This window comes from Fodinibius sp. SL11, assembly GCF_052060035.1.
GTDB lineage: Bacteria > Bacteroidota > Rhodothermia > Balneolales > Balneolaceae > Fodinibius.
In genome coordinates this window covers 70,165-83,996 of sequence record NZ_JBPOEA010000007.1, presented here as the reverse complement: position 1 = coordinate 83,996, position 13,832 = coordinate 70,165, and the positions used below count along the sequence as shown (strand labels likewise).

Here is a 13,832-nt window from a genome sequence, read left to right as displayed (position 1 = left end):
ACTTAAAAAGTACTATGAATATACCACAGCACTTTCTCCATTTCTTTTTTTACGATGGATGAAGATCCCACATAGTGATTATTCATAAAACTGAAGTAGAGCTTTTTACCGCTTTTGGTTAACAGATATCCACTAAGAGAGTGATTATTACTCAGCGTTCCTGTTTTTGCAAAAACGTAGGGTTCTTCTCTTTCATCACGCGGGGCATACCAACTACGGATAGTCCCTCGCTCACCTCCCGCAGGAAGCAGATGATATAACTTTTCATTATTGCTAAATTCAGTATCAATTGCCTCCAGCAGTCGAATCATCGATACAGGAGTAAACATATTATAGCGCGATAGTCCCGAACCATCTACCCACTGAGGCTCCTGTGGTAACATTTCCAAATACTCTTTTTTCATCTTTTCGATAACATTTCGCGAGTTTAGCGGAATCCCCAACTCGGAAGCCGTAACCAACAACAACTGTTCGGCAATAAAATTATCACTTGGCTGCAGCATGCGCTTGTAAGCAGTATCCGATTTTATGCTGTATATCTTTTTGGGGGATTCCGGACGCTCAGTATCCACATATTCAACTTTTTTACCGAGCGTATCCGACAACATTTTTGCAAATAAGTCCGGGCTATAGTGAAATGGCTTATCAATGGTATACGTACTCGTGTCAGCTTCTTGCTTGTACAAAAAAGTGTTATCCATCATGCCACGGTGTATAAAATCATCTCGATGTTCATTCTCCTTTATAAATGACTGAAAATATTTAGGAGATACCGCCAATCCGCTGTCCGTTTCGGCAATTTTACGCAGCTCGATCTCTTGAATGGTAAACCGGACAATATTTCCAAACATGGGAAACGGTACTTTTTCCGGCTGATAATAGTACTGATAATCGCTCCACGACCATCCCGGTCCCAACAGCTCATCGTCAAAATTAGAATCAGAATAAAAGAGCTTTTCTTCCCTATTTTTTAAAAATTCATAGACTTTGTCATTGCCAAAGTCGGGATGCAAAAACGATGGGTCACCCGTCCCCCAGAAAATCAGCGAATCGCCACGCACTTCGTATTCCAATCCTTTTAGCGAATCCGGTAATAATTTCAATCCTGTATAAAAGGTGAAAAGCTTGGTATTCGAGGCCGGTGTAAAGTAACGATCTCCGTTTTGACTGTGAATCATTTCATTGGTTTCCGGATCGTACAGCGCAAAGCCGGTTAAGTTGGCCGAAAATACCTGCGAGGTATCAATCATCGTTGCCAGTGCGGATACCGGCATATCCTTTTCTGATTCCTCGTTTTCCAAGACCGATTCAGAAGATTTACATCCCCCCGCCAACAGAGCAGCAATAACCAGCATGGTAAAAGATTTAACAACCGTTAATTTCATTACACCGTCCCCATTTGTTAGATTAACCATACATGCGTGCTTTAAAAGCAAAAAACCGATAACATAGCTAACAAATTTTTAATGAAAAACGAAACCGTATGCGCGTAAAATTATTTTATCTTTTAATCTTTGCAACTACCCTTATTATAGCAGGTTGTTCCTCAGATTATGACGTGATTATTAAAAACGGAATCGTTTATGACGGTACAGGTGATAAACCAACGACCACTGATATTGGCATTAAAAATGATACTATTGCCACCATTGGTGATCTTGAATCTGCATCAACTGCAACAACTATTGATGCGGAAGGAAAAGCTGTGGTACCGGGATTTATCAACATGCTGAGCTGGGCCAATCATAGCCTGCTTAACGACGGCCGGTCAATGAGTGATATCAAGCAAGGCATAACGCTCGAAATTTTTGGTGAAGGCTCGTCCATGGGGCCCCTTAATAAACAGATGCATGATGGGGAGCCATGGAAGACACTTGGCGAATTTTTAGAATACTTAACTGATCAGGGGGTAAGCCCAAATGTAGCTTCGTTTGTAGGTGCAACAACTATTCGCGTAAATGTTATCGGACGAGAGGACCGTGCTCCCACCGATGAGGAATTGACCCAGATGCAAGGACTCGTGCGCGAAGCGATGGAGGAAGGCGCCATGGGCCTAGGTTCTTCACTGATTTATGCACCGGCATGGTTTGCTGACACGGATGAACTTATTGCACTCTCCAAAGCGGCTGCTGAGTATAACGGCACCTACGTTTCTCATATTCGCAGTGAAGGTGATAACCTTTTAGATGCGACCGATGAATTCTTTGAAATTGCTACTAAGGCTGACATCGACGCGCAGATCTACCACCTGAAAGCAGCCGGTGAACAAAACTGGTCTAAGCTCAATACGGTACTTGAAAAAGTCGATTCACTCAGGGCACTCGATCACAACATTTCGGCAAATATGTACACATACACGGCCGCATCCACAGGCATTGATGCCACAACCCCTCCTTGGGCGCAAGAAGGTTCTACAGCTGATTTTATAGAGCGGTTAAAAGACCCTGATACTCGGAACAAAATTGAAGCCGAAATGAGCAGCTCCAAAACCGACTGGGAAAACTTCTATCAGTTAGCCGGATCGCCGGATAATATTTTATTACTCGAATTTGAGGTAGATTCACTTAAAAAATACAACGGTAAAAGCTTCACTGAGGTGAGCGAACGGCGGGGCACTGATCCTATCCCAACCATCCTTGATCTGCTAATTGAAAATGGCGGCGATATAGGCGCGGTCTTTTTTGTGATGTCGGAGGAAAATGTGGAGCGTAAAATTGAGCAACCGTATATGAGTTTTGGCTCGGATGCACGCTCGGTAGCTGCCGAAGGTGACATTCTCGAATCCAGTACCCATCCGCGAACCTATGGAACTTTTGCTCGCTTATTAGGTAAGTACGTCCGAGATGAACAAGTTATTTCATTGCAAGAAGCTATCCATCGACTGACAGGATTGCCGTCAACTAATCTAAAAATTGATAAGCGCGGATATCTCAAAGAAGGACATTTTGCCGATATAGTCATATTTAACCCCGAAACTATTACGGACAAAGCTACTTATACCGATCCGCATCAATATGCCGAGGGCATAGAACACGTATTCGTCAATGGCACACATGTACTAAAGGATGGCGAACATACAGGGGCAACGCCGGGGCGCATAGTTCATGGACCCGGGTATAAGAAATGATTTTTAGAGTTTAGGGGCCCCCTTAAGCTTTAAGTCTGATACACGCTGGCAAAGCTCTTGCATAAATTCCCGGCCGGGATCAATTTTCTCGGTCCGGTATTTGTCATCGCGTTATTTCCACAGCGGGTCTCTTTCAAACCTGGGGTATTCGTAATGACCTATCAAGTATTGGATGTTGTGCTTTTCTGATAAATTCTTGATAAGCCGAACATTTGTATGCAATTGATCATCGGTCAGTCGATTATCTTTCGTACCTACATTTTCGATTCCAATTGCTGCGAAAGCTGAGCCCGTGCAGAATCAAACTGTATCGGCTTCTGATGAACCTTAAACTCTGGTTTGGGAGCTGTTTTGCATCCTATTAAAATAATATGAAAATAAAATTGATACGGCTGTAACTTTTTCTATCATTTTCATGCAATACAGTGTTGTATTATTACAAATTTGAGAAATATGCCGGAGCATGGATATCAAGCATTGTTTTAAGACCCGGCGCAGCTTGAGTGATCGATTGTAAGGCGTTTACAATAATAGCTGAAGTGGCAATATCACCATTAATGCCACCTGCAATGTTGGAGGTAAAGCTGGGTGTTCCGGTTATTTGAATACTGTCATGAGAATCCTCAATACCAACAGCCGCCTCAAATATCAAGGTAATTACTTCCTCATCTCCCTGATAGCCACGGGCGATTTGACGAACCCCTGCAACATCACCTTTCGCAACTGTTCCGCTTTCTGTTTTGATGTGGGTTTCAGTCAAAATCGGCATCATTTTTTCTCTGACATTGTTCAGCTCCCAATTCATCGCATCGCCAATTAAATAGACTGACTCAGTTAATCCAACGTGACGGATTTTATCTCTTTTTGCTTCAAATTCAGATTTTGTAAGCCCGGCACCAATTTTATCCCGGAACGGTTTTCTGCGGGGACGTGCATCCTGCACGCGCTCTACTTTGACTTGGCTTACCTCTCGACAAACGGATGTCAATACAGAAGGCAGATAGTCCATCAAAAAACCCGGATTTACACCCGTTCCAATACAAGCAACCTCTTTTTGTTTGCAATGCTCATCAATGCTCTGGGCAATTCTGGGCTGTGTTTGCCAAGGATGCGAAAGCTCTTCGCATGTTGATACTATATCTAAACCATAGTCAACAACCTCTTTAATCTGAGACTCCATTTTCTGTAGGGACGAGACGGTCGAGATCACTGCTACATCAGCACTATCAGTTGCAGAACATTCCTCCAGCGTCGGCGAAATGGGGATACCCAAATCCTCGAAACCTGCAAGAATTCCCACATCTTTGCCAACCTTCTTAGGATCGGGGTCTACGCCCCCGACAATTTGTATTCCATCTCGTTCAACTAAATATCGGGCTAACCGCTGCCCGATGGGTCCAAGCCCCAACTGTATTACCTTTATCATCTAATATATTTTTGAGTTACTGGTTTTGAACAAAATCATATATCGTTCGTGAGATGTCGGCCAACGTATTCAATACCTGCTCACGATCTTCTGCTTCCTTAGATAAAAGGACTAATACGTATCGCTGTCTGTTAGGTAGCTCTACAAATCCCACATCGTGATTCACCCCTGTTATCCATCCCGTTTTGTGAGCTACTTCTACATCATTCGGGAGCTGGGCCGGAATCATCTCATTAAATTTTTGTTCCTTGAGGATAGCAATCATTGTTTCGGATGCTTCCTTGTTGACCACTTCGCCCCGAGCCAGCTTTTCGTAAATCATAACTTCATCAAAAGCCGTAGTTCGGTTACTTATTCCCCGCTCATATGCTTTTATATCTTCTACCCCACGCAGTACTTTGATACTATCTGCCCCATAATTGCGCATCGTCTTAGTAACATTTCCAGCTCCTACTTTTTCAATAAGGATATTGGTAGCAAGATTACTGCTCTTTGTAATCATATCATTGATGAGCTCACGAATGGGACGCTGTTGTCCGACAAGATCATAAAGCTCTCCTTCACTGTCCTCATCGATATCCATCTGGTAGCGACTGCTGTCAACAATACTACGAAACTCATTTTTAACCTGTATTGAATCATCCAGCGAAAAATTGCCGGCATTAGCCTGCTTAAAAAGCTCAATCATTACGGGTGTTTTCATGGTACTTGCAGCATGAAACATCTCCCGCTCGTTGATATATAGCTCTCGATCCCTATCAATCATTTTAAAACCTATAGCAAACTCCCCATCAACAGAAGCTAACTGCTTTCTGATCTTATTTTCTAATTGATCAATAGTCTCGGGAGGTGATGTGCAAGCGACCATGCACAAAGATACTATTGCTATACTCATTACACTTTTACACAACTTCATAAGTAACTATTTAATCTTTATTATATCTCGTACATATCTTTTACATCCAGAATATTTCCTTCTTTATGCTGTAAATATCGACGTGTTTCGAGATAGCGATTAACATTATATTCGTCATAATTTTTAGCTTCAGGATCAATGCTGCTTACCTTTACTCTTCCCGCAGAATGGATGAATTCGTCATTGCCAATCCACATCCCCACATGCACTACACGCCGGTCACGATCTTCGGATGCTTCTCTGCCAAAAAACAGCAGGTCGCCCGGACGTAAATTCTCAAAACTTCCGGTTGAATCAACTATTTCTCCAGCATGCACTTGCTGAGAGGCATCCCGGGGAATAATCCAGCCGTTCATAAAGTAAATCGTTTTTGTAAAGCCACTACAGTCCATCCCTTTGGGAGATGTTCCTCCCCACAGATACGGCGCTCCTTTCAATGATTTTGCCTCCTGTACCAATTGATTCTCAGATGCTTCAACGGATGCCTTCCAATCATCAAATGAACGAGCTTCAGATTGATTTACAAAACCGGTTCGGCCGTCGGGATAGACAACCTCATAAAAGTTTTCGGTTGTACCAGCAACTTTGAGGATGCTTCCACTTACTAAGTCAGATACTTTCAGTGACTTGCGATTCGGCTGCTCATAAGCATAACCATTGGTTTCGAGATAAATAATTTTATCCGAAGATTTCCACTCGTCATATTCGTCTTTGCTCATTTGATGGATCCCTCCATAATCAACCCACGACAAATAATCATCAGGTGTCTGGACCATATACCAGCTGCCCTCTTTTTTAAGAACCTTCACAGGCATTCCTAACGTGGCCTGTGTAACGAGTTGAGCAGGATGCGAAGGCCGCGATCGAAGGTTCGCTACAGAGTTGTTAATAATCCCCAGAGTTTTCCCCTCAAGACCATCCTCTGGCAGCACATTGATGCTGTCAACAGTAGTCACATTCACTGCTGAAAGTGAATCAAACAATGCGTTCTTAGCTTCCGGAAGATTCGTTTCCCCTTTTAGCACCCATTCGCCATTATTTGACTTAGCTTCTACATCAAATAGGGCTACTCTACTATCAGGTGCAAAATGTTGAGAAATGTTACTTATTTTCTGTTTAATATCCTGCTTTTGGGATAGATTACATGCCATAAGTGAGACAACCAACAAAACCATAAGTGACAATGATGGAACCCTAAACTTTATAAAACTATACTTGTTAACCATATGTTATAATGATATGTAAAAGGCACAGAAAAATATCTGTGCCTTTTTTATGAATTTAAATACCACTTATAGTAGTGTAATTAATCTACATCCCACCAGATGCGATCAGATAGAGATATATCAGGAACATTTCCAGAATTACGTTGCGTTTCTGAATCGGGATACGATAATCTTCGAATAAATTCCCCATTCAAATCAGGGTTATGATTGGCAGGTAATTCCATATCATCGTATTGATAATCATATCGGCGCGCATCAACCCAAGATTCCGGGTGTAGATACATGGCCGTATATTTCTCCTTGAAGATAAGGTCAAGAGTTAACCCACCTTCACCAACTGCAACAGCTGGATCCGTCATATAATCCTGTTTTTCAGCTTCCGAAACTCCCACTTTGTCCATATGTGCTTCGATACCATCCATATATGCATTGTAGGCACGTGTTGGTTGATTAGCCCGAAATGCAGCTTCGGCCTCAATAAACTTTTGCTCGGCAAAGGTTGCAATCAAAACAGGTGCCGTTTCAGCTGCATAAAAGGTATCGGTCGTTAATACGCTTCGTGCTCCCTGTTCAGGAGCCGAACCTCTACCCGCACCATTTCGAGTACCCACATAATCACCATCATCAGTGGTTCCCATAAAGGTTCCTATTCTGGGATCCTCAACACCGTAAAGGGTACCATCCAGATGTTTAACAATTTGCTCTGATATCCAACCGCCCAGTAGTAAGTTTGCGTTATCGATGGCAACTTCAGCCCATGGGTTAAATTGATCTTCAAAGTAGTCAACTTGAGCATCATCGGCATTGCCCGTCAGACCCTGATCAACTTCTGCCAATATATCAGTAGGCGAATAAGTTGGTTGCTTACTCAGGTGATTGAGATACCGAGCTTTAAGCATATGTGCAAGACGAATCCACTGGTCAGTATTACCACCATAGATAAAGTCATCATTTCCCAGCTCGATCGTTGAATTACCCTGTTCCAAGTTTTGAATTCCGCTATCCAAAAGAGTATGAACCGTATCGTAAAGTGCTTCTTGACTATCATAGCTTGGCCTCAATGTTTCAACGAAGAAGGCATCACTGTAAGGGACATTGCCCCACACGTCTACAACAGTTGCCAAATTTAAAGCAGTTAGGATATTTGCCACCCCCAAATAATCAGTAGCTCCCTGCTCAGCAGCATCCTGTCTTAGTACTGCCAAATCTGTCATAACATCATAGAAACCAAACCAAGTATTGTCGTAAGCAACATCGTCTTGGATATCCGTTGAACTACTTGGATTAGGAGAAGCTAAATACTGGACATAATAAGAGGTATTACTGCCCAATGAATACATGTTTTGAGATGTTTCAAAAGTCGCATTCGTCATTAAGCCAGAAAGAGGTGCTTCTGTAGGGTTATTTGGATCCTCATTAATATCCAAATAATCACTACAACCGGCCATACTTACAAGTATGACGCTAAGCATGCAAAACACTAATAGTTTTAAATTCTTCATAATTATTCTGTTTTAAACTTTCTTTATAAGGAGAAATTCAGAGAGAATACAAAGCTTGCTACGCCAGGATGATCAAGCCCAGTAAAACCAGTTGCATTACTTCCTGCTGGACCACTGCGTGATTCTGGATCAAACCCATCAAATGGAGTATAAAGAATAATATTATTTGCAGTAGCAGACGCTGTTACACTTTTAAAAGGCAATTGATCAATCAGACTCCCTGGCAAACTATATGAAAGATTTATATTACGTAGCTTAATAAAAGAAGCATCTTTCACAAAGTTCTCGGTAGCAGTACGATAAGTATTACGATAAAAACCAGCACCGTAATCTCGACCATCTGGCCCTATACCTTGCCCCAACCAGACTTCCTGATCGTTGGGTTGACCATCATCAGTAACTCCTTCAAATACTCTGGTTTCATTTCGGTCCAAGGTATTTTTTGTAATTCCAAATGCTGCAAAAAAGTTGTCATACTGACTGTATACATCTAATCCCTGCTGGATATCAATCAGGAATGAAAGACTTATATTGCGATATGAGAAGCTATTTCTAATTCCTCCTATCCAATCTGGAAATGCATTACCCAGAACTTTTTGATCAGTATTTACAACCGGGAATCCATCATCCCCAATAACAACCGGACGATCTTCATCCAAATACAGCTTATCATCTGGCTCACCATTTTCATAATATCGTTGATAGCTTGTGCCATAGATATTTCCAAATGGTTCTCCTTCAACCAATCTAATACTGGCTGAAGAACCACCATATCCAAATGAAGAACCCAGATTTATTTCATCTATGCCTTCTCGAATAGAAATAACTTCATTGCGATTTCGACTGTAATTAACTCGAACATCCCATTGAAAATTCCGTTGCTCAATAGGTCTGAAGTTTATTTGCATTTCTATTCCTCTGTTCTCTATTTCACCGGCATTAGTTACAAGTCGTGTTCCGCCGACCGCATTAGAAATAGGCACTGTAAGAATTTGATCAGCACTATTTGCTTTATAATAGGTGAAATCTATTCCAGCACGTCCATCCCAGAACCGTAAATCTGTTCCAATCTCAATTGAGGTTGTTATCTCAGGTTTTAAATCAGGACTTCCTATAACTTGATTTCGTGTATATCCAACCTGTCCATTTATTGGATACTGTGAGGGAGAATTGAATGTAATATTAGTAGAATATGGACTTGCATCTTTTCCTACCTGTGCATATGAGGCACGTAGCTTACCATACGAAATAAAGTCCGGCAAATTTGCTATTTCTGAAAAGACAAATCCTAAATTAAAAGAGGGATAAAAGAAAGAACGATTATCAACCGGCAATGTTGATGACCAGTCATTACGTCCTGTAACATTTAAGAATAGGAAATCATCATAGTTAAGCATTAAGTCTCCATAAACACCAATAAGACGGCGTTGCTCCAGATTTTGGTTATTTGATATTTCTCTAGTATTACTGAGGTTATAAAAATTTGGAGTAACAAAATCACTTCCTTCTGCACGAATTTGACTGGTTTCACGATCAAATATATCGTTACCGAGTGTTAATTTTGCAGAAATTTTTTCTGTAACATCACCATTCAACATTAGGTTTAATGTTGAGTTCAAATCTCGGCTGCTAATCCTTAATTCGTTAATAAAACCAGTGCTACTAAGGACGTTTTCATTATCTACACCTTGCGGTCCAGGAGTGATATTTGTACGATTATCATTGTAATAATCCATACCTAATCGATAGGAAACACTCATCCAATCGGTGAAATTATAATTAATATTCAAATTACCAATTACACGATTGACATCATCTTCGTAGGTTGAATATTTGGCATCATAAATAGGATTCGTCCCTGCATTACCATTTGCATAGTATCCTTTCATCGTACCATTTTCTTTCTCATAATCGGTAACTGGTTTAGTTGGAGCCCAATACATTAAACGCTCCATAAAACGATCAGCTGGAACTCTGTTCCCACCAGAATTCACAAAATTAACGGAGGATGAAATCTGCAGTTCATCATTAGGACTTATATCTCCAGAAAGTTTAATTGAAGTCCTCCCCCAATCACTAAAAGGCATAACCCCATCATGGGATAGGTTTGAAACAGAACCATAATAAGTTGCAATATCGCCACCACCAGAAACGCTAATGGTGTTATTAATTTTCACTCCCGTTTCCATGGAATTTCTCCAAATATCATGATATCGCCACCCATCAAGGGTATCAGCCACATCTGCAATAGGTGCCCCCCAATTAGGCCAAAAACTATCAGTGGTTGCTTCACCACCAAAACCTTGGCCATACACTTTTTGGAATTCGGGATAGCTATTAACTCGGTCAAAACCAATAGAGTTCTTAAAATTAATTTGTGTATCTCCAGATTGACCACTTTTGGTAGTAATAATCACAGCCCCATTGGCAGCCCTAACACCATATAAGGCAGATGCTGCAGCACCCTTAAGAACACTCATTGATTCAATATCTTCGGGATTTAAATCAGCTGCACGATTGCTTAATCCACGAGGCGTATCACCGGCTTCAACCGTAGAGTTATCAATCGGTACACCATCAACTACAAATAAAGGTTGATTATCCGCACTGGGATCTAAGGAACTTATACCTCGAATTAAAATCCTTGAACTGCTCCCTGGTGCCCCACCTGTATTTGTAATTTGCACACCAGAAACTTTAGCTTGTAAAGAACTAACTACATTTTCATTTTTTCCAACTGTTAATTCTTCACTATCAATTTGTTGAACGGAATAACCGAGCTCTTTCTCTTCCTGCTCAACACCAAATGCAGTAACCACTACATCATCAAAGGTTTGAACCTGGGACTGTAATTCTACATTAATAGTAGTTCTTCCGTTTATAGCAACTATTCTCTCCTGGTAACCAATAAAAGAAAACGCTAAGCTATCAGCATCATCAGGCGCTGTAATAGCATATTCCCCATTTTCATTGGTTGAAGTACCAACTGTTGAATTGGGCACCATCACATTAACCCCGGGCAGCGGATCACCGGTTTCTGCATCTGTAACCGTACCGGAAATCTCCTGTTGAAACTGTATTAACAGCGGCTGTGGATCCGGTCGATCCTGTAATATAATTTCTCGGGTTTTGGAGATAGCAGCCTCATAAGGAGTATGCTCAAGAACTTTTTGCAAAGCCTCGGCTACCGTTACATTGTTCATATCAACCGATATGGATTGCTCTAACGATAGCAGTTCAGCATTATAAGCTATTCCAAGATCTGCTCGCGATACGATATTTTCTAATACTTCTCGTATCGGCGCATTCTCAACGTCAACCGAAATGATACCCTGTAGCTCCGGAATCCGATCGGAATACTTGCTAACCGAGTAAAATGTTTTATTTATAGACTCATTTGCAGCAGACGTAAGATACTGTCCCTGAGCATCGGTCGTGAATGCCTGACTTGCTGGCGAAATTAACAATACCGCCAGACACCAAAGCACCGACTTTGACAACATATGCAATAACGATTCTTTCATAGAACCTCCGTTTGGATTTATTTTTATATTTAAGAACTATCGCTTTTGAGTTACTATTTTTTAATGAAACCGGTTACAAAAAATGATATTAAAATCTCAACCAATTATTTCATGAACGTGACTTTATTGTCATCTAATTGATATTCTATCTGCAACGATGCTGTAATTACATCCAATACATTGCGGAGTGACCGACTTTTTAAATATGCCGTAAGTAAAAGTTCTTTTAGTGCCGGATCCTCGAAAAATACTTTCACATCATACCGCCTCTCCAAGGACTTGGCTACATCATTTAGTTTTGTTTTTTCAAATTTCAAATAACCGTCCCGCCAACTCATATATAAGTCGATATCATCTACTGCTCGAGTAGCCAAAGAGCTGGTTGAGACATTAAATGTAGCTAAGTCATTCCGGTTTAAAATTGCTTTTTGATCTTCAGCTCCGTTTTCTTTTCCAAATGATACCCGTCCTTCTTCAACAATTACTTGCACCTGTTGGTCCTCGGGGTAGGATCGAACGGAGAAAGCCGTTCCCAAAACCCTAACAACAGACTGGTTAGAGTGTACCAAAAATGGCTTTTCCTTATTTTCTGATACGTTAAAATAAGCCTCGCCCTTCAGGTAAACTTCCCGTACATCAGATGCAAACTGGGTTGGTAGCTCAAGTTGACTATCAGCGTTGAGCATCACTTCGGTACCATCACTCAGCGATAGATTGGCTCGCTGTCCATTATCAGTACTAATCTGCCTAAGAACCGGTTCTATCTGTTTTTGTTCTGACTGGCTCCAGCTTTGATACGATAAAATTCCCAAAAAAGCTGCAACTAAGAATACTGCTGCTATACGATTAAATTGCTGGGTTCTGGAATGGATTGAAGAACTTCGAAAAGACCAATAACGTTTTTGATCAGAATTCTTACTTCGTGATGAAACATTCTCTTTACTTATTTGCCTACCCAGCCGATTCCATTCCTGGTCAAGATTACACTCTATCTTTTGATGAGAAACGGCTTCTCCCGATAGCTGCCAGATATGACGAAATTCTTGAAATTGCTTTTTATTCTCATGACTCTGATTGATCCACTGATCCACTTTTTTGTGCTCCTGATCAGTACATTCGCCCGCCAAATAGCTGGCAATTAATTGATAATCAATTCCATCAAGTTCCATTGCAATATCCTTTATGATCCACCTGTTCTTTATTTATAAGACAACCGTAAAGAGCCTTCCCCCCAATAAAAATTTCAGATGGATAAAAATAGTCTTGAAACAAATTGAGACAGGATAATGAACAAATTTTTAGATCGATGAAAACCAATCAAGAAATCCTGACTTACCTGATTTGTGCGCGAATATCTTTTAGAGCCAGTCCCATGTGATTTTCCACAGTCTTGCGGCTAATATTCAGCACTTCAGAAATTTCGTTATAACTCAGCCCGTGTCGATGATAAAGGATAAAAACCTTGCGCCGACGTTTGGGCATTGCTACAACTACCTCCCAAATTTGAGCGACCACCCGATCCAGTTTACCAACTTCAATATCAGCAGGGAACTTCACACTTTGGAGGCGCTCTCTTGAAAAGGTTTCTCGAACTTTACTGCGGTGATCATTACGATTAATTTGGTTAATGGCACTATTGCGAACAGCTTTTAACAGATAGGCTTTAACAGAACGATGAATATTCCAATCCTGCCGTCGCTTCCATACCTTTGTAAATACCTCTTGTACGATATCCCTGGCCTGTTCATTACATTTTGTGAACTGGTAAGCAAAAGAACAGAGATCAGAATAATACTCCCGAAAAAGTTCTTCGAAAGCCCGCTCGTCTCCCTGGCGGATTTTCTCCACGAGGTTATTTCCAGGCTCTGAAGTTTTTTCTTTTGCCGTATTCATATGCTATCGAAAAACTGATATCATCATCAGTATTCCAGTCCTAATGTCCATCCCAATTAAGTGTTAAGAAAGATTAGTCTAATATTATATCCAAGTGGTTTACCTATAATTAAAAAATAAATTAAAAATACACACTACTAAATACCATCTTATGCCGATAACTCAATAAATACTAAATCACTGCACCTTCTTCTCGCAGCGGTAGGTTGCATCTATTC

9 protein-coding genes are annotated in these 13,832 nt (G+C 40.9%); 1 reads left to right on the top strand and 8 read right to left on the bottom strand.

The genetic code is table 11. The features are described 5' to 3' along the window. Nucleotides 1–2 precede the first annotated feature (2 nt). Nucleotides 3–1,415, bottom strand: a complete 1,413-nt coding sequence (locus ACQ76V_RS09925) for a D-alanyl-D-alanine carboxypeptidase/D-alanyl-D-alanine-endopeptidase (protein WP_441000341.1) — start codon at nt 1,413–1,415, stop codon at nt 3–5. A gap of 68 nt (nt 1,416–1,483) precedes the next feature. Between ACQ76V_RS09925 and ACQ76V_RS09920 the strand changes: the two genes are divergently transcribed. Further along, entirely contained in the window at nt 1,484–3,127 is a 1,644-nt protein-coding gene (locus tag ACQ76V_RS09920) for an N-acyl-D-amino-acid deacylase family protein (RefSeq protein WP_441000340.1), read from the top strand. Between the two features lie 436 nt (nt 3,128–3,563). Here the strand turns inward: ACQ76V_RS09920 and ACQ76V_RS09915 are convergent, their stop codons facing one another. From ACQ76V_RS09915 to ACQ76V_RS09885, 7 genes are all read right to left on the bottom strand, one after another. Continuing rightward, on the bottom strand, nt 3,564–4,553 hold the full coding sequence (locus ACQ76V_RS09915; RefSeq protein ID WP_441000339.1) for an NAD(P)H-dependent amine dehydrogenase family protein: 990 nt from the start codon (nt 4,551–4,553) through the stop codon (nt 3,564–3,566). A gap of 16 nt (nt 4,554–4,569) precedes the next feature. Continuing rightward, nucleotides 4,570–5,448 (bottom strand): serine hydrolase, encoded by an 879-nt coding sequence (locus ACQ76V_RS09910; RefSeq protein ID WP_441000338.1) that lies wholly within the window; start codon nt 5,446–5,448, stop codon nt 4,570–4,572. Nucleotides 5,449–5,489: 41 nt separating this feature from the next. Beyond that, nucleotides 5,490–6,620, bottom strand: coding sequence for a C40 family peptidase (locus tag ACQ76V_RS09905; RefSeq protein WP_441000337.1), 1,131 nt, complete (start codon nt 6,618–6,620; stop codon nt 5,490–5,492). Between the two features lie 155 nt (nt 6,621–6,775). Then, complete coding sequence (locus tag ACQ76V_RS09900) at nt 6,776–8,197, bottom strand: SusD/RagB family nutrient-binding outer membrane lipoprotein (RefSeq protein ID WP_441000336.1); 1,422 nt, start codon at nt 8,195–8,197, stop codon at nt 6,776–6,778. A gap of 23 nt (nt 8,198–8,220) precedes the next feature. Further along, nucleotides 8,221–11,721, bottom strand: a complete 3,501-nt coding sequence (locus ACQ76V_RS09895; protein ID WP_441000335.1) for a SusC/RagA family TonB-linked outer membrane protein — start codon at nt 11,719–11,721, stop codon at nt 8,221–8,223. A gap of 104 nt (nt 11,722–11,825) precedes the next feature. Continuing rightward, the gene (locus ACQ76V_RS09890; RefSeq protein ID WP_441000334.1) at nt 11,826–12,890 is read right to left on the bottom strand and encodes a FecR family protein; all 1,065 of its coding nucleotides are present in this window, start codon (nt 12,888–12,890) and stop codon (nt 11,826–11,828) included. 163 nt (nt 12,891–13,053) lie between these two features. Beyond that, a complete protein-coding gene (locus ACQ76V_RS09885) occupies nt 13,054–13,614 on the bottom strand; it encodes an RNA polymerase sigma-70 factor (protein WP_441000333.1) in 561 nt (186 codons plus the stop codon). Between the last annotated feature and the right edge of the window lie 218 nt (nt 13,615–13,832).